Origin of the sequence: Bacillus sp. T33-2, assembly GCF_002860205.1 — a bacterium.
Classification (GTDB): domain Bacteria; phylum Bacillota; class Bacilli; order Bacillales; family Cytobacillaceae; genus T33-2.
Genome location: NZ_PGVB01000008.1, coordinates 151100 through 167530, shown reverse-complemented (window position 1 = coordinate 167530; position 16431 = coordinate 151100). Strand labels below are relative to the sequence as shown.

16 protein-coding genes are annotated in these 16431 nt (G+C 45.4%); 11 read left to right on the top strand and 5 right to left on the bottom strand.

What is annotated here, in order from left to right:
- Positions 1 to 13: 13 nt before the first annotated feature.
- Positions 14 to 1282, bottom strand: coding sequence for an NAD(P)/FAD-dependent oxidoreductase (locus CVD19_RS06265; RefSeq protein ID WP_101581001.1), 1269 nt, complete (start codon positions 1280 to 1282; stop codon positions 14 to 16).
- A 382-nt stretch (positions 1283 to 1664) separates the two neighbouring features.
- Between CVD19_RS06265 and CVD19_RS06260 the strand changes: the two genes are divergently transcribed.
- Positions 1665 to 3284: a putative polysaccharide biosynthesis protein gene (locus CVD19_RS06260; protein WP_101581000.1), complete on the top strand. Its 1620-nt coding sequence runs from the start codon at positions 1665 to 1667 to the stop codon at positions 3282 to 3284.
- Between the two features lie 39 nt (positions 3285 to 3323).
- Here the strand turns inward: CVD19_RS06260 and CVD19_RS06255 are convergent, their stop codons facing one another.
- Positions 3324 to 3563 (bottom strand): hypothetical protein, encoded by a 240-nt coding sequence (locus CVD19_RS06255; protein ID WP_101580999.1) that lies wholly within the window; start codon positions 3561 to 3563, stop codon positions 3324 to 3326.
- Between the two features lie 115 nt (positions 3564 to 3678).
- Between CVD19_RS06255 and CVD19_RS06250 the strand changes: the two genes are divergently transcribed.
- Positions 3679 to 4395, top strand: coding sequence for a pseudouridine synthase (locus CVD19_RS06250; RefSeq protein ID WP_101580998.1), 717 nt, complete (start codon positions 3679 to 3681; stop codon positions 4393 to 4395).
- Positions 4396 to 4443: 48 nt separating this feature from the next.
- Here the strand turns inward: CVD19_RS06250 and CVD19_RS06245 are convergent, their stop codons facing one another.
- On the bottom strand, positions 4444 to 4665 hold the full coding sequence (locus CVD19_RS06245; protein WP_101580997.1) for a DeoR family transcriptional regulator: 222 nt from the start codon (positions 4663 to 4665) through the stop codon (positions 4444 to 4446).
- Positions 4666 to 5160: 495 nt separating this feature from the next.
- On the opposite strand from CVD19_RS06245, the gene pepV reads away from it, so the two are divergent.
- The 7 genes from pepV to CVD19_RS06210 all read left to right on the top strand — a co-directional run bounded on the left by pepV (position 5161) and on the right by CVD19_RS06210 (position 13418).
- Positions 5161 to 6582: a dipeptidase PepV gene (pepV, locus tag CVD19_RS06240; protein WP_101580996.1), complete on the top strand. Its 1422-nt coding sequence runs from the start codon at positions 5161 to 5163 to the stop codon at positions 6580 to 6582.
- Between the two features lie 24 nt (positions 6583 to 6606).
- Positions 6607 to 7464 (top strand): D-amino-acid transaminase, encoded by an 858-nt coding sequence (gene dat / locus CVD19_RS06235; RefSeq protein ID WP_101580995.1) that lies wholly within the window; start codon positions 6607 to 6609, stop codon positions 7462 to 7464.
- 202 nt (positions 7465 to 7666) lie between these two features.
- A complete protein-coding gene (gene thpR, locus CVD19_RS06230) occupies positions 7667 to 8239 on the top strand; it encodes an RNA 2',3'-cyclic phosphodiesterase (RefSeq protein WP_101580994.1) in 573 nt (190 codons plus the stop codon).
- A gap of 43 nt (positions 8240 to 8282) precedes the next feature.
- Positions 8283 to 9260, top strand: a complete 978-nt coding sequence (locus CVD19_RS06225) for a hypothetical protein (protein ID WP_101580993.1) — start codon at positions 8283 to 8285, stop codon at positions 9258 to 9260.
- A 17-nt stretch (positions 9261 to 9277) separates the two neighbouring features.
- On the top strand, positions 9278 to 10246 hold the full coding sequence (locus CVD19_RS06220) for a diacylglycerol/lipid kinase family protein (protein ID WP_101580992.1): 969 nt from the start codon (positions 9278 to 9280) through the stop codon (positions 10244 to 10246).
- 1 nt (position 10247) lies between these two features.
- Positions 10248 to 12398, top strand: coding sequence for a type I pullulanase (pulA, locus tag CVD19_RS06215; RefSeq protein WP_101580991.1), 2151 nt, complete (start codon positions 10248 to 10250; stop codon positions 12396 to 12398).
- Between the two features lie 243 nt (positions 12399 to 12641).
- Positions 12642 to 13418, top strand: a complete 777-nt coding sequence (locus CVD19_RS06210; protein WP_101580990.1) for a phosphotransferase family protein — start codon at positions 12642 to 12644, stop codon at positions 13416 to 13418.
- A gap of 217 nt (positions 13419 to 13635) precedes the next feature.
- Here the strand turns inward: CVD19_RS06210 and CVD19_RS06205 are convergent, their stop codons facing one another.
- A complete protein-coding gene (locus CVD19_RS06205; protein ID WP_101580989.1) occupies positions 13636 to 13911 on the bottom strand; it encodes a YtzH-like family protein in 276 nt (91 codons plus the stop codon).
- 148 nt (positions 13912 to 14059) lie between these two features.
- On the opposite strand from CVD19_RS06205, the gene trmB reads away from it, so the two are divergent.
- Positions 14060 to 14719, top strand: coding sequence for a tRNA (guanosine(46)-N7)-methyltransferase TrmB (gene trmB / locus CVD19_RS06200; RefSeq protein WP_101580988.1), 660 nt, complete (start codon positions 14060 to 14062; stop codon positions 14717 to 14719).
- Positions 14720 to 14769: 50 nt separating this feature from the next.
- Here trmB and CVD19_RS06195 read toward each other — a convergent pair whose 3' ends face one another.
- Complete coding sequence (locus tag CVD19_RS06195) at positions 14770 to 15084, bottom strand: hypothetical protein (RefSeq protein WP_101580987.1); 315 nt, start codon at positions 15082 to 15084, stop codon at positions 14770 to 14772.
- A gap of 206 nt (positions 15085 to 15290) precedes the next feature.
- On the opposite strand from CVD19_RS06195, the gene CVD19_RS06190 reads away from it, so the two are divergent.
- On the top strand, positions 15291 to 16364 hold the full coding sequence (locus tag CVD19_RS06190; RefSeq protein WP_101580986.1) for a M42 family metallopeptidase: 1074 nt from the start codon (positions 15291 to 15293) through the stop codon (positions 16362 to 16364).
- Positions 16365 to 16431 lie beyond the last annotated feature (67 nt).

Here is a 16431-nt window from a genome sequence, read left to right as displayed (position 1 = left end):
CAGGCTCTGTTTTTCATGAATTGATAGCATTCAGTGCCGCATTTGTTCCGGCGAGCCTCCCTGTGACCAGGGCTGAAGTAATGTTGTAGCCGCCGGTATACCCATGTATGTCCAGGATTTCACCGCAAAAGAACAAGCCCTCCATTAATTTGGACCCCATTGTTTGTGGCTCGACTTCCTTTACCGATACTCCCCCACCGGTCACAAATGCTTTTTCAAGGGGCAAGGTTCCATTCACTTTAAATTCAAACTGCTTGCAGCTCTTGACAAAGGCACGGATTTTTTCATGTGGAAGCTGCCCTGCCTGTGTGGCCGGATCAATCCCGTTGTGTTCCAGCAAAAACAGCAGATACCTCTCGGGAATGAGCCCTTTTAACAAGTTTTTAACAGATTTTTTCGGCTCGGCCTTCACCGCACTGTTTATTTCCTCAAACAGCGGCTGTTCCTTTTTTTCAGGCAGTGCGTCGAGGCTCACTGTTACTTCTTTTAAGTTCCATTTTTGCATGGCTTTCACCACGAATTGGCTGCACCTCAGGACGGCCGGGCCGCTGATGCCAAAATGGGTGAAAATCATATCCATTTTGTGGGTCACAATCGGTTTGCCTTTAGGATTAAGGACGGAGAGCGCCCCATCTCTCAGTGACAGCCCCTGCAGGACCTTTTGCTTGATAAACGGCTCATTTGACGTGACAGGCACTTCAGTTGGAAACAGCTGTGTGATAGTATGCCCGGCTTTTTGGGCCCATGGGTATCCATCACCGGTGGAGCCTGTATGGGGAACCGATTTTCCGCCCACCGCGATCACAATGCTGCCTGCATGGATGGTTTCCCCGTTCTGCAATTTTACCGCATCTACTTTGCCTTCCTTATATATCACATCACTCACCGGGCTGTTTGTTTTAATTTCAACCCGAAGCTGTTTTATTTTGTTTATGAGTGCGTCAACTACCGATTGGGCTTTATTGTTAACGGGAAACATTCTTCCGTGGTCTTCTTCCTTCAGCTCAATTCCCAGCTTTTCAAAAAAATCAATTATGTCTTCATTGCTGAAAATAGACAGTGCGCTATAGAGGAAACGCCCATTGCCGGGAATATGTTTAATGATCTCTTCAATAGGGAGCCGGTTTGTGACATTGCAGCGCCCTCCGCCTGAAATGGCCAGCTTTCGGCCGAGCTTGTCACCTTTGTCAATAAGGAGCACCCTTGCCCCGTGTTCGCCTGCTGCACTGGCGGCCATTAAGCCTGAAGGCCCACCACCAATGACAATTACATCGAATTTCATATGTCCACCAACTTTTTCATTTCGTAAAAAGATTCGTTCTTCATTATAAAACATTTCCTGAAACTACGAAAATGAAACAGCGAGGATAACTGCAGCAGAAAGTGGCAGAGACGAAGAAAGAAAGGTAAACTTAAAATTGCGGAAATTGACAACTATTTAACATCATCGAGTAATTAAACTGTATCCCGCTCTTTAACGGGCAGTAAAACCCCGCCTCAAGGCTTTCAGAAATCGAAGCAGCAAAGGTGGGGGATAACTGACCGTAAAAACCCGATTGGTTCAACTAACAATCAGTGGGGTATGGAAGAAAACCCCCACTGATTGAAGTTTCACTTTATGTTAAAATACACTCTTAAGCGATTTTTTATTAGGAAGGGATTATATGTCATCAAAGCTGTTAAGAGGGACGTTCATTTTAACTCTGGGAACGATCATTTCCAAAGTTCTCGGATTGTTTTATGTAATCCCGTTTTACGCAATTGTGAAAGCAGAGGGGACTGCTCTTTATTCATATTCCTATATTCCATATACGATTTTTATCAGCATCGCCACAGCCGGGGTTCCGCTTGCGGTGTCAAAATTCATTGCAAAGTACAATGCGATGGAAGAATATGCGGTTGGCCGGAGGCTGTTTAAATCGGGCCTTGTTGTCATGCTGGCAAGCGGTACCCTTGGCTTTCTTGTGATGTACCTTGCCGCCCCGATACTGGCGGAGATGTCAATCAACAGCGACAAAAAGCTTGATGTGAACGTTGAAGATGTAACGACGGTTATCCGGGCAGTGAGTTTCGCGCTTATTGTGGTGCCATTCATGAGCCTGATCCGCGGTTTTTTCCAGGGCCACCAGTCGATGGGCCCTTCGGCCGTTTCCCAGGTCGTTGAACAGATTGTCCGGATTGCGTTCGTGCTCGGGGGCGCTTTTGTCGTGTACAAGGTAATGGACGGCAGCCTCGTCACCGCAGTAAGCATAGCCACTTTTGCCGCATTCATAGGGGCGCTTGGCAGCCTTGCGGTGTTGGGATGGTATTGGTATAAGAGAAAGCCGCACCTTGATGAATTGCTTGATAAAGATAAAGGCACTGTCCACATTTCCATCAGGGAAATGTATAAGGAAATATTGCTTTATGCCGCCCCATTCGTGTTTGTCGGCATTGCGAATCCACTGTACCAGTTCATCGACCAAATCACATTCAGCCGGGCAATGGCCTCGATCGGTCTTGCAGGGCAGGCAACGTCAGCCTTTTCGGTACTCAATTTTGAATCCCATAAACTCGTGATCATTCCGGTTTCTCTTGCGACCGCTTTTTCACTGACACTCGTACCAAGCATTACGAAAGCATTCGTTGAAAAGGACAAAAAGAGTCTGAACCGCCAGATGGACCAGACATTCCAGGTGCTGATGTATTTGACTGTTCCGGCAGTGGTGGGCATGACGATTCTCGCAGAGCCGTTGTTCACGGTGTTCTATGAACAAAAAGAGCTAGGGACCGAAGTTCTGATGGCCTATGCTCCTGTCGCAATATTATTTGCTGTGTTTTCTGTCACAGCTGCAATCCTTCAGGGAATCAACGAGCAGCGCTTTACGATATTGAGCCTGCTGACAGGCTTGCTTGTTAAACTAAGCCTTAATATACCACTCATCAAAATGCTGGAGACGAACGGGGCAGTCCTTGCGACCGCTCTCGGATACGCTGCCTCGGTAATGATTAACTTGTTTGTCATAAAGAAATTTACGAAGTACTCGTTTAGATTTACAGCAAGGCGCATTCTGCTGATCTGTATTTTCTCTGCCTTGATGGCCGCAGGCACACTGGCAGTCTATGCAGGTTCGGTACAATTCTTGTCCCCTGCAGCTAAATTGAGTTCACTGATTATCATAATCATTTGTGCTGTTATGGGAGCTTCCATTTATTTTTATCTCGGCTTCAGGTCGAAACTGGTGTACCGGCTGTTCGGGGAAAGGGCGGAACGGATCAAACAGAAACTGCGTCTGCCTATGTAATGAAAATGGCCTTCGCATGGGCGAAGACCGGTTCTTTTTTTAATATTCGTAATCGTCCGTCCGAATTCCGAGCCTGCGTTCAATCCGGTCAACACGGCGGTCCAGCCTTTCGACCTGGTTATTCAGCCGTGTGACTTCACGTTCAAGCCGATCGAGTCTCCGGTCTACATTGCCGCCTCCTGGAAATCCTCCCGGGAAGCCACCACCAGGGAATCCGCCGCCTCCTGGTAATCCTTGCGTCCGGAAATTCTGTCCCTGGCCTTGCGGGTGAAAGTACATGTGCTACAACTCCTTTTTTTTGGGGAAGGTATGATTTTAGTCTATGTGAGAAAGGTAAAAGTGAATGGGCGGATGCCCAGCGTGTAATTGCGTTTTTTTAAGAGGGGGAGTTTTTATGCGGATTGATAAAGTTCTGGCCAACCTTGGTTTTGGAAGCAGGAAAGAGGTAAAAAAGCTGCTAAAGGATGGCTGTGTTAAAGTAAATGATAGTCTCATCAAAGACCCGAAACAGCATATTGATCCGCAAACCGATTCCATATCAGTGAACGGCGAGGAAATTGAATATAAAGAATATATTTATTTGATGATGAACAAACCTGGTGGTGTCGTTTCTGCAACCGAAGATAACAGGGATGAAACTGTGATTGACCTGCTGGAAATGGAGGACCTGGTATTTGAACCTTTTCCTGTTGGCCGGCTTGACAAAGACACTGAGGGCCTTCTGTTGATCACTAATGACGGTCAGTTGGCACACAGGCTGCTGTCACCGAAAAAACATGTTCCGAAAACCTATTTCGCGGTAATTGACGGCGAGGTGACAGAGGCGGATGTGGAGGCATTTAATCAGGGCGTTACGCTTGATGACGAGTACCACACAAAACCAGGTGAGCTCAGGATATTAAAAGCCGGCTTACGGTCAGACGTTGAGCTGACAATCACCGAGGGCAAGTTTCATCAGGTTAAACGGATGTTTCAGGCGGTTGGAAAAAAGGTCGTGTATTTACAGCGGATTTCCATGGGACCGCTCAGGCTGGACGAATCCCTTGAGCTTGGAGAATATCGTGAGTTGACGGATGAAGAGATTGAATTGATAAAACAATATGAAGCATAACGGAAAGCCGCCTGTCAGACAGGCGGCTTCTTGTGTATTTCGTGGGTTCTATGAAGATATCTTTACTTTCTTTTGTGTTGTGGTCCATTTCCCGCGGCTTGGACTTTGTACTAAGTCGTTATAAGCCAGGACATTCAGATCTCTCTGGATGGTGCGAGGAGTGATGCCAAATTCCTCTACAAGGTCTTGAGTAGTAACAGTTCCTTTTTTACTGATAAACATGTAGACGGATTTGATTCGGTTTATCATCCGGTTAGTTGAAGGTTTCAAACAAACACTCCCTATCCTTTATTTAAACCCTTGTCATATTCCTGCAACCGACAATTCATTGAAGTTAACTTCAACTTATGTAGTTTTCTTCTTTCCAGACAACCCCTTTGCTATCCTTTTCGCAGTACTCTGAAGTCTTACCTTGTGGACTATTGTACCCCTAATTAAAACAAAATTCTAGTTAATTAACTAAATTTACAAATTATTTACGACTTTTTTCAGGTTGTAATCACTCCTTCCGGTATATGTATTACTCTACATTATGGAGTAGGACATGCAGAATATGAAAAAACGTGAGAAAATTTAAAAAATTTGATGTAAGGGTATATATTGCTAAAATTTATATGGAACACGAAAATAGATGTTTAAAAAATCGTCTGTGAATTGAGGCAGTGCAGAATATTTCTGGCGTTTTATCAGTTGGAAATGGAAAGTGAAGCAAATGTTGTATAATAAGCAAATAACGATTAGCAAACTATCTCATACGCAGGAGGAATGAATGTGGTGTCAATCAATTGGACGGAGGAAGTCAAAAAACGGAAAGATGATTTAATTAAAGATACACAGAAACTGCTGCATATAAAAAGCGTTCTTGATGAAGAGAACACGTCAGCAGATGCTCCGCTTGGCGCAGGAGTAAAGGAAGCGCTGAATTTCATGCTTAAACTGGGAGAAGAGGACGGATTTACTGCGAAAAACGTCGGGAACCTGGCAGGGCATCTGGAGTTTGGGCAAGGAGATGACATCGTTGGCATTCTTTGCCATGTGGATGTGGTGCCGGAAGGAGACGGATGGACAAGCGATCCATACGGTGCCGAGATCCGGGATGGGAAGATTTTTGCCAGGGGTGCAATTGATGATAAGGGTCCAACAATGGCTGCGTACTATGCCATGAAAATTGTAAAAGAGCTGGGACTGCCTTTAAATAAGCGTGTCCGCATGATCATCGGTACGGATGAGGAAAGCAATTGGCGCTGTGTAGAACACTACTTCAAGCATGAGGAAATGCCGGCAATGGGCTTCGCGCCGGATGCGGATTTTCCAATCATTTACGCAGAAAAGGGAATAGCAGACTTTGACCTTGTGCTAAAACCGGAAAAGAAAGAAGATAATGAAGCAGAAGTGCAAATCCTGGAATTCTCTTCAGGAAGACGGTATAACATGGTTCCTGATTTTGCAAGGGCGTGCTTAATTGTCCATGAGACCCAGACCGAAGTCCTGCAGCGTTTTGAAGACTATAAAAAACAGCATGGCGTTGCAGGTGGTTGCCACGTCGACAATGGCAAGCTTGTCCTTGAGCTTGAGGGCATTTCAGCCCACGGAATGGAGCCGGACAAAGGAAAAAACGCAGGGTTGCTTCTTTCCGGCTTTCTGGCGCAGCTACATATTGATAACAAAGCAAAAGGTTATTTCGATTTTGCCGCTAAATATTTTAACGGGGACTCGCGTGGAAGAGAGCTCGGAATCGCCTATTCCGATGAAATAACAGGGGATTTGACGGTCAATGTTGGAAAATTGTCCTATTCACAGGAAACTGGAGGACGCCTCGGCCTGAATATGCGCTACCCGGTAACGACGGACTTTGATAAGACGAAGTTGGTACTGGAACAGGCCGTCTTTAAACAGGGCTTTGCCATAGATAATTTTTCAAATTCCCGTCCGCATCATGTGGAGGAAAATGATTTTCTTATTCAAACGCTTAAGCGGGTTTATGGGGAACAAACAGGTGAATCAGCTAAGTTGCTGTCCATTGGTGGAGGGACATACGCCCGTTCTTTAAAATCGGGAGTGGCATTTGGCGCGCTTTTTCCGGGCCGTCCGGACATCGCACACCAGAAAGATGAATATATCATAATAGAAGACCTACTAAGGGCAGCGTCGATATACGCACAGGCCATCTATGAACTGGCACGCTAAGTATTCAGGGGAGTGAAAGCAGGAATGGAGTACGTCATTGTGAATGGCAATATAATGGAGCGGACAACAGCCAAGGTTGATATTGAAGACAGGGGCTACCAATTTGGTGATGGTGTCTATGAAGTGATCAGGGTTTATAACGGGAAGATGTTCACTGGCCGGGAACACTTAAACCGGCTTGCCGATAGTGCGGATAAAATCCGCATTAAAATTCCTTATACTGTCGGAGAACTGACCCGGCAGCTGGAAGAGCTTATCCAAAAGAATGATTTAGTGACCGGAACGGTATATATGCAATTTACGAGGGGGACCTCACCCCGGAACCATGTGTTTCCCGGGGCCAATGTAATTCCCACGTATGTTGCATACACACGGAAAGTTGGCAGGCCTGAGGAATTAATGAGAACAGGAATCCGGACTATACTTGATGAGGATATTCGCTGGCTCCGTTGTGACATCAAGAGCCTGAATCTGCTTGGCAATTTGCTTTCCAAGCAAAAAGCGGCTGATGCCGGCTGCTTTGAAGCGATACTTCACAGGGATGGTACGGTGACCGAAGGCAGCCATTCGAACATTTCAATCGTGCAAAATGGCAGGATTGTCACACATCCGGCTGACAATTTCATTTTAAACGGAATTTCGAGGCAGACCCTGCTTGATATTTGCCGATGCGAAAGCATACCATATGAAGAAAGGCCTTTTACTGTAGAAGAACTGATGGCCGCGGATGAGGTATTTTCAACCGGAACAACTGTAGAAGTCATGCCCATCATAGAAGTAGAAGGAGTACCTGTCGGGAACAATACGCCAGGCCCTTTGACAAGAAAGCTACAGGATTTCTTTTCTAAACGAATACTGGTTCAATGCGGTAACCTGCAGTAAAAATATTAATAGCGCATTCACGATGATTGGGAGCTGGTCTAAAATTAAAGGCCAGCTCCTATTGTATATCTTTATAGTCTTACGTCCATGATACAAAGGCAAGATAACTTTTTGCTTACGGCAAAGTATCAACTGCCCAAATATACATAGTTTTGATACAATTAAAAAAAGATGGCTGTAATGAAAGGGTGTCATTTTACGAATGCAGCAACACACTCATTTTTTTTATGCATTGGCCATTCCAGAGAACGAAAAAGCTGATTTAAATAAGAAATGCATTTCGCTTCAAAAAGAGTTCCCCTTTAAAAAATGGACACATCCAATGGATTTTCATATTACATTGGCGTTCCTTGGTGCCGCTCCTGAAGTAAAACTGAACATATCAAAGGATTTACTGCTACCCGGAATAAAAAAGTTCCACCCGTTTCCATTGGCGATCCAAAAGCTTGGGACATTCGGAAAAAATGATTCACCAAGGATTTTCTGGGCCGGAGTTCAAAACGAACCGAAATTGCACGAGATAAGGGATAATGTGTATTCAGCCTGTTTGAAAGCGGGTTTTCAACTTGAAACAAGGCCATTTAAACCACATATTACTTTGGCTAGAACGTGGGTGGCTGATTCTGCTTTCTCCTCTGCGGCACTTGATGAATCCAATCCCTTTGGGGAAGAGCCACTGACATTTATTGCTCACGAAGTAGTTTTGTACAAGACAAATATAGGGAAATCTCCAAAGTATGAAGCAATATCTACATTTACGCTTGCTGGTGATTAAGGTTTTCTAAAAGACCGGCATTCATTAAGGGAAAGGAAAACAGATGGGACAGTTAATTAAACTTCAGGATTATGTATCCCGCTATGAGCAGGATATTTACCATTATCCTTCAAGATTTGTACGGCTGAAGAAAAAACAATGGGAGGGACTCAAGGAAAATTGGGAGAAGGGCCCTTCCACGCCAGTACATGCCGAGGTTCCGGAAATGACTGGCGAAATAAAACAGACAGCATTTAAAAGATTTGGCAATCTTTTTGCCAGAAAACAGAATGATGTGGAAGAAATGGGGTTTGAGCCTGATTTTTCAGGGGAAGAAAAGGATGACTTCAATATCGGTGACAGCGTTGCTGTCCCTTACAGCATCCGGTCAACCGAGCTGTTAAAACAACATTTTCTCGATTCTATTTTGCCTTTTCAAATAAAATGGGCCAGCTCAACCCTGACAGAACAGTCTTATGTAGACCGGGCATTTTATCATGATGAACGATTGAAGTTTCTTCTGCAGCGTTTTCCGGACACGTTTCTCATATTATATAAGCCTATTTTTTTATTAAAAAAGGCGCCTGTGGAGGGAGAAACAATCGTTATGACTCCGACCGGGGCGTGGTGCATCCATTTTATCGACGCCAGGGAGAACGATGTGTTTGCAGCATCAAAGGGGCGCTTCTGGGAGAAGCGAAACCCTGGGGGCCAAAGTGTAAAAGTATTGAACCCGGTGCTTGGCCTAAACCGTACAGAGAAAATCATCAGCACACTGTTTAAGCTGCATGAGGTGGAACTTCCGATCAATAAAGCTGTTATTTGCAGGAATGGTTATGTGGACTTTCCATCACCACCTTACGACATCCAACTGATTGAAAAGCGCAATTATGAAGAGTGGTTCCAGTCAATGAGAGGGCTCAAGTCACCGCTAAAAGCTGCACAATTAAAGGGAGCGCAGGCACTGCTTGATTATTGCCAGACCACCCGCTTTAAACGGGTCGAGTGGAGCAATGCCGGCGAGAATGTTAACGAAGATTAATATATAAGGTTGGTCTTATGGAGAATATATATTTTATCGTAAACCCTAAAGCAAAAAACGGCCACTGCCTGAAACTGTGGAAAACTTTAGAGACAAAGCTGCAGCAGGAACAAGTTCCTTACCTCGCTTTTTTTTCGGAATATCCTGGCCACGCAAAGGAATTATCTGAATCACTGGCCAAAAAAGCGGGCGGGCAAAAAATCATCATTGCAGCTGTCGGCGGTGACGGGACGGCCCATGAAGTCGTGAATGGAGCAGCCAATTATCCCAAAGTCGACATCGCCTGCATACCGGGCGGTTCTGGAAATGATTTTTGCAGAGGTTTTTCGATTCCAAAACAGCCTCTCCTAGCTCTGTCTTTATTGCTGGAAGACAAAAAACGCCAGTCTTTGTCGATCGATCTCGGCGAAATTTCCGGTGGCGACAGCAAGGAAACCTATTTTGTCAACAATATGGGGGCCGGCTTTGATGCGGTTGTTTCAAAGAAAGCCAATGAATCAGTGATGAAACCGGTATTTAACCGGATTTCCCTTGGCAGGCTGGTATATGTCTACATTTTGATAAATAAGCTGTTAACATATAAATGCACGCCGATTGAAATATTGGTAGACGGCAAGAAACACCATTTCAATGATACATGGTTTGTGACGGTATCCAACCAGGTATACTATGGCGGTGGAATGAAAATCGCCCCGGATGCTTCGCCTGTCGATGGTTTGTTGAACGTAACCGTAGTCCACAATCTATCGAGATGGAAGCTGCTGATCGTCTTTATGAGTGTTTTCTGGGGTGGCCACACTCGTTTTAAGGAAGTCAAAAAATTTGCCGGCGAATCTGTTGCCATTTCCTCCAGCAGTCCGCTGTTGGTCCATGCTGATGGCGAGATCATAGGAAATACACCATTGAAAATCCGTGTTTGCAGACATGCTCTAAGTATTTTGGCGGGCCGGGAGTTCAAAGAAGAGCGGGCCGAGGAGATGAAGTGAAATGATTGCCATAGAGCGGCAATTTTACGCCTATCTTGATGAAATGCAAGTCATCACGATTTTGCTGCCATATAATTATCATCAAGGTTCTTCTTCGGTTTTTTTCCTGACTGGGGAAAATCTGAATGCTCCTGTAGCAATCAGGGAAAAGATAAATCTGCAAGATTCGGTGAAATATATTTGTGACATCGGGCTCAATCTGGAAATCGGGCGGCAGTACCATGTTTTTGATGAACATGGCGGGAAAACAGACCTGCAGATAGGTGCCGTGATCCGGACCCCTGAATTTGACCAATTTTTTTACTACGGCGGGAATGATCTCGGTGCAGCCTTTTCCCCTGAAAAAACGGTTTTTAAATTGTGGGCGCCGACAGCCACAAATGTAAAGATCAACTTGATTTCCCCTGATAGCGGGGAATCGGAGCATGTTCCAATGACAAGGCTTGAAAATGGTGTCTGGACAATTGAAGTGGAACGGAACCTTGAAATGTACCGCTATACGTATCTTGTCTGCATTAATTTGGAGTGGCGGGAAGCAGTGGATCCTTATGCCCGGGCCGTAACTGTTAATGGAAAATATGGGGCCATTATCGACCTGGAGCACACGAAAACGGAGAAGCCTGGACTCCCTCCGCTTGAACACCATGTTGACGCAGTCATATATGAAACACATATACGCGATTTCACGATTCATCCATGCAGCGGCGTGCAGCATAAAGGAACTTATTCAGGAGCGGCGGAACGGTGTACTGTCAGCAGGCATGGTGAACCCACATGCTTATCGTACGTAAAAAAACTTGGGATTACCCATATAGAATTTCTCCCGTTTAATGATTTTGAGGGTGTCGACGAACTGAACCGGTTACAAACATATAATTGGGGCTATAATCCAATCCATTTCAATGTGCCGGACGGCAGCTACAGCTCCGATCCCGAAAACCCATATACCCGGATCATTGAACTGAAGAAATTGATAGGTGCGGTTCATGAGGCGGGTATGAGAGTGATCATGGATGCGGTCTATAACCATGTCTATATCAGGGAAACCTCTGCATTTGAAAAACTCGTGCCAGGTTACTACTTCAGGCATGATTCACACGGGCTCCCCTCCAATGGCACAGGTGTTGGCAATGATTTTGCATCTGAAAGGCTAATGGCAAGGAAATTCATCATCGACTCTGTCATCTATTGGATGAAGGAATACCATGTTGATGGTTTCAGGTTTGACCTGATGGGGATCATCGACGTTATAACATTGCAGGAAATCAGGAAGGCAGTTGACCAAATTGATCCTGCCGCCCTTATTATCGGCGAGGGCTGGGATTTGAATACACCTATACCCGCCGGAATGAAAGCCAATATCGGGAATCAGGAAAAGCTTCCGCGGATCGGCCAATTTAACGATTGGTTTCGGGATACGATCAAAGGAAGCACATTCAACCTTTACGACAAGGGCTATATATTTGGTAATGAGCGCTTTGTCGATGCCGCAAAGCAAGTGCTGGCGGCGAGCATCGGCATCGGCGCAAGAAAGCGCGGCTTGTTCCTGGAACCTGGGCAGTCTGTCAATTATGTAGAGTCACATGATAATCATACCTTATGGGATAAAATTTCTGTTTGCGACCAGGAGGCCGGGGAGCAGCTTAATCAAAAACGCCATAGGCTGGCCACTTCATTGGTGCTGCTGGCCCAGGGCATCCCTTTTCTCCATAGCGGGCAGGAGTTCTTCAGGACCAAGAAAGGCATTGGGAACAGCTACCGGTCGCCTGATGAGATAAACTGGCTGGACTGGGATTTACGGGATCAGCATCTTGAAACAGTTGAATACATCAGGGGACTCATTTCCCTGCGCCAATCCCACCAGGCTTTCAGGCTTAGGGAAGCAGCCCAAATTAAGCAACATATGATATTTCTGGCTGCCCAGACGCCGGTGATTGGGTATTGCCTTTCCAATGTAAAAGAGTTCGGAAAATGGGACACGATAGCCGTCTTTTTTAACCCGACTTTATCTGTCCAGGAAATAGTACTCCCTGAAAATGGCATGTGGAATATTCTCGTGAACGACCGGCTGGCTTCAGCAACACCAATCGGGGAATTGCGTGGGGAAACGGCGATGATGGACCCATGCTCGGTTTTCGTGGGTGTAATATGACTTTGCGAGGGCGTCTGCACATTTCCTACAAGAAAACAGTGTTAATTGCTTGTCGAGGCTTGACGAAAAAAGCCTATTGGAGATAAAATTTATAAAGATGGCTATTGTGAGACAATCGAATCAATAGCCGTCTTTTTTATTACAGCACATTGCAAATGATATAGATATTTAGAGACTTAATAATAATTGAAGTCGCATCCTGCTCGGATGCGTGGATTGAAGGAAGAAATAAGGTGAACAACGATGGAACATTTATTTGGACGGGAGTGGGAGATTATTCCTGCCGGCGGTGCGACAGGGGCAGCCTTTTTTGCGCAGCATGAAGAACAGAGGTTGTTTTTAAAAAGGAATTCCTCCCCTTTTCTTGCTGTTCTGTCTGCAGAGGGAATAGTCCCCAAGCTTGTCTGGACAAAAAGGCTGGAAACCGGAGATGTCATCACAGCTCAGCAATGGTTAAACGGACGGGAACTGAAGCCAAGCGAGATGAATGATGACAGGGTAGCCAGGCTGTTGAAGAAAATCCATTATTCTAAGCCGCTGCTGGGAATGCTTAAAAGACTTGGCAAAAATCCGCTCCAACCTGAAACGCTCCTTGGCATGATGGACAGTGAACTTGATGAAGAGTTACTGGCTCTGCCTCAAGTAAAACAAGCAAAAGGCTTTTTATCTGCCGAGGTTGGCAATATCAACTGCAAAGATGAAGTGGTTTGCCACTGTGATGTCAACCATAACAACTGGCTGCTTTCCGAAGACAACCAGTTGTATTTGATTGACTGGGATGGCGCGATGATTGCCGATCCGGCGATTGATATCGGGCTTCTCTTATATTCGTACATCCCGGTGGACCAATGGGCAGAGTGGCTGGAAAGATATGGACTCAGCCTGACATATGATCTGAAGCTCCGGATGAAGTGGTATGTCGCCGCACAGGCGCTCGCCTCGATCCAATGGCATAAAAGTCAAAACCGACTTTCCGAGATGGAAAAATGGCTGCAATTCCTCGAGGCCATTGAATATTAAAAATTAGCTGGCAGATAGCCGGTGGTTTATCCGGCGAGATAACCTGTGGTTACGAATAATTAACTCTGTTTATCCAGCCAGCGGTTAGAATTGCTCGGTGTTACTGATACAGCCAGAGTAAACCGGTCGTTAGAATTGCTCGGTGCTGCATACAGCCAGAGTAAACCGGTGGTTAGAATTGCTCGGTGCTGCTGATACAGCCAGAGTAAACCGGTGATTAAAATTGGTCGATGCTGTTTACCCAGCCAGACAGCCGACCCTGATTTCTTTGGATATGCTGTTCCAGATCCGGGGACTGTGCCCCGTGCTGGCTGTAATCGTAAATCTCCATAAGGATCGTTTTGACGTTGTTGTCAATACTGGCATTCACCATTAATGACTTCACCAGCCTTTCCAGCTGTTCGCACTCAGCTACAGAGCCGCAGCAATCCGTTTGCTGGTTTTGCAATATATCTTTCAGTAAAGTAAACTGGTCATGTTGGCTAATAGGCATTTTCATCACCCTTTCATGAAAAAGGAATTCACATTAGGTTGTGGATTCCTTTTTTTGTTTATTCATCAGATAAGATATTTGGTCCCGCTTGAAAATAAATATTTTGCATGATATTGTTTGAACGACATGAAAATTTAGAGGTGGCAGCATGCGATTAAGAAATAAACCTTGGGCAAAGGAAAAATTACAGCAATACTCCCAATATGTCATCGCCGATCCAGAAAGATTCCGTGGACAATGGCATGCAGCATTTGAAAAAGGGAAGCCATTGCATATTGAAATTGGCACGGGCAAAGGCCGGTTCATTACAGAAATGGCAAAAGCAAATCCGGAAATCAATTACCTGGGGATTGAAATGCAGGAAAGTGTCATTGTGTCGGCATTGGACCGGCTGATTGAAGCAGAAATTCCAAACTGCAAGCTGTTAAATATAAACGGCGCCGAGTTACCGAAATATTTTGCAGACGGGGATGTAGACCGGATATATCTGAATTTCTCTGATCCATGGCCAAAAACCCGTCACGAAAAAAGGCGCCTGACATATAAAAGCTTTCTCGAATTGTACGAACAAATCCTCGTTGATAACGGGGAAATCCATTTTAAAACTGACAACCAGGATTTGTTCGAGTTTTCGCTGAAGAGCTTTTCAGAATATGGCCTATTGCTGAAGTTTGTCAGCCTGGACCTGCACAACAGCAATTTTGAAGGAAATATCATGACTGAATACGAAGAAAAGTTTTCCTCGAAAGGAAACCGGATCTACCGGTCTGAAGTGCAATTCCGTACCCCTAAAGAATCATCCTTTTAAAAAAAGACGTGCAACCGGGACTGGAGGGTTGCACGTCTTTTGTTTGCATACTATGTAAGGGGATATGTATCAAGTATGGTCCCGGTTTTCGCATCGGCGATAAATTCAAATTGCTCGTACACTCCGTCGATGTTCCGGGAGATTCCTCCCCTGTACACTTGATATTCAATAGGGTGTTTTATATGGGGCTCTATGTTCATGTTAATCCACGATCCGCTTATAGGCCCTTCCTTTTTAAAAACAGCTTTGACATGTTTAAGAACTTCTTCAGATGATACGGTTTCGCTGCGGGCAGATAACTCCTTAACCGCATAGGCACCGAGCAGTCCGGCACCAAAACCCAATAAAAATGTTTTCCAGTTCATCAAAAGAGCACCTCCTGGTACTTTGTCCCGGTTGAATTTTCTTCCATCATAGCAGATTTTTTGAGCATATTAAAGATATAGGCGCAGCCGGGTTTTTTAGGCTTTTATCCTTTTAAACAGTGGAAAGACAATTGAAAGTTCTGTAAAATACAGAATATACTTACATATGTTTTGTATCCCTAAATATTTTTTAAAGGAGTTTATTCATGAACAATGAGACGTTACAGCTATTTGAAACTTTAACAGAGCTGCCGGGTGCCCCAGGCAATGAGCATCAGGTCCGGCAGTTTATGCGCGAACAACTGGGCCGGTATTCGGATGAAGTGATCCAGGATAAGCTGGGCAGTATATTTGGAGTGAAAAAAGGCGATCCGAACGGGCCGACAATCATGGTAGCCGGCCACATGGACGAAGTCGGGTTTATGGTAACTTCCATCACTGAAAACGGGATGGTCCGGTTCCAGCCATTGGGCGGCTGGTGGAGCCAGGTGCTGCTAGCCCAGCGGGTACAGATCATTACCGACAATGGACCTGTGACAGGGGTAATTGGTTCAATTCCGCCCCATCTGCTGGATGAGGCAAAGCGGAAGAAGCCTATGGAAATTACAAATATGTTAATTGATATCGGCGCGGATGACAGGGCTGATGCGAAAAAGATTGGCATTAAACCGGGCCAGCAGATCGTGCCAATCTGCCCGTTCACCCCGATGGCTAACAGCAAAAAAATCCTTGCAAAGGCATGGGACAACCGCTATGGATGCGGGCTGGCGATTGAATTGCTGAAGGAAACAAAGGATCAAAAGCTTCCTAACACCCTCTATTCCGGGGCGACCGTACAGGAGGAGGTCGGATTGAGGGGAGCGCAAACAGCAGCAAATTTAATTAAACCGGATATTTTCTTTGCTCTTGATGCCAGTCCGGCGAATGATATGTCAGGCGACAAAAACGAGTTCGGCCAGGTCGGAGAAGGAGCGCTGTTAAGGATCCTTGACCGCTCAATGGTGACACACCGGGGCATGAGGGAATTCGTGCTCGACACTGCTGAAAAACATGGCATTCCTTATCAGTATTTCGTTTCACAGGGAGGGACAGATGCAGGCCGGGTCCATACTTCCAATGAAGGAGTGCCAAGTGCAGTCATTGGAATTTGTTCCCGTTATATCCATACGCATGCATCAATGATCCATGTAGATGATTATGCTGCAGCAAAAGAATTGCTGATTAAGCTCGTCACTTCATGCGACAAGTCTACTGTCGAGTCAATCCGCCAGAACAGTTGAAACATGTTCTGCCATAGCTTGTGGACTTTAGGGGGGCAGACGTCAACTGCCTCTTTTTTCTATTCGA

Excerpts from the sequence above, each read along its gene's own strand:
- dat (WP_101580995.1), top strand. The coding sequence starts at position 6,607 with ATGGAGTACGTCATTGTGAATGGCAATATAATGGAGCGGACAACAGCC.
- pepV (WP_101580996.1), top strand. The coding sequence starts at position 5,161 with ATGAATGTGGTGTCAATCAATTGGACGGAGGAAGTCAAAAAACGGAAA.
- CVD19_RS06220 (WP_101580992.1), top strand. The coding sequence starts at position 9,278 with ATGGAGAATATATATTTTATCGTAAACCCTAAAGCAAAAAACGGCCAC.
- CVD19_RS06265 (WP_101581001.1), bottom strand. The coding sequence starts at position 1,282 with ATGAAATTCGATGTAATTGTCATTGGTGGTGGGCCTTCAGGCTTAATG.
- CVD19_RS06260 (WP_101581000.1), top strand. The coding sequence starts at position 1,665 with ATGTCATCAAAGCTGTTAAGAGGGACGTTCATTTTAACTCTGGGAACG.
- CVD19_RS06225 (WP_101580993.1), top strand. The coding sequence starts at position 8,283 with ATGGGACAGTTAATTAAACTTCAGGATTATGTATCCCGCTATGAGCAG.
- trmB (WP_101580988.1), top strand. The coding sequence starts at position 14,060 with ATGCGATTAAGAAATAAACCTTGGGCAAAGGAAAAATTACAGCAATAC.
- thpR (WP_101580994.1), top strand. The coding sequence starts at position 7,667 with ATGCAGCAACACACTCATTTTTTTTATGCATTGGCCATTCCAGAGAAC.
- CVD19_RS06205 (WP_101580989.1), bottom strand. The coding sequence starts at position 13,911 with ATGCCTATTAGCCAACATGACCAGTTTACTTTACTGAAAGATATATTG.
- CVD19_RS06210 (WP_101580990.1), top strand. The coding sequence starts at position 12,642 with ATGGAACATTTATTTGGACGGGAGTGGGAGATTATTCCTGCCGGCGGT.
- CVD19_RS06190 (WP_101580986.1), top strand. The coding sequence starts at position 15,291 with ATGAACAATGAGACGTTACAGCTATTTGAAACTTTAACAGAGCTGCCG.
- CVD19_RS06255 (WP_101580999.1), bottom strand. The coding sequence starts at position 3,563 with ATGTACTTTCACCCGCAAGGCCAGGGACAGAATTTCCGGACGCAAGGA.
- CVD19_RS06195 (WP_101580987.1), bottom strand. The coding sequence starts at position 15,084 with ATGAACTGGAAAACATTTTTATTGGGTTTTGGTGCCGGACTGCTCGGT.
- pulA (WP_101580991.1), top strand. The coding sequence starts at position 10,248 with ATGATTGCCATAGAGCGGCAATTTTACGCCTATCTTGATGAAATGCAA.
- CVD19_RS06250 (WP_101580998.1), top strand. The coding sequence starts at position 3,679 with ATGCGGATTGATAAAGTTCTGGCCAACCTTGGTTTTGGAAGCAGGAAA.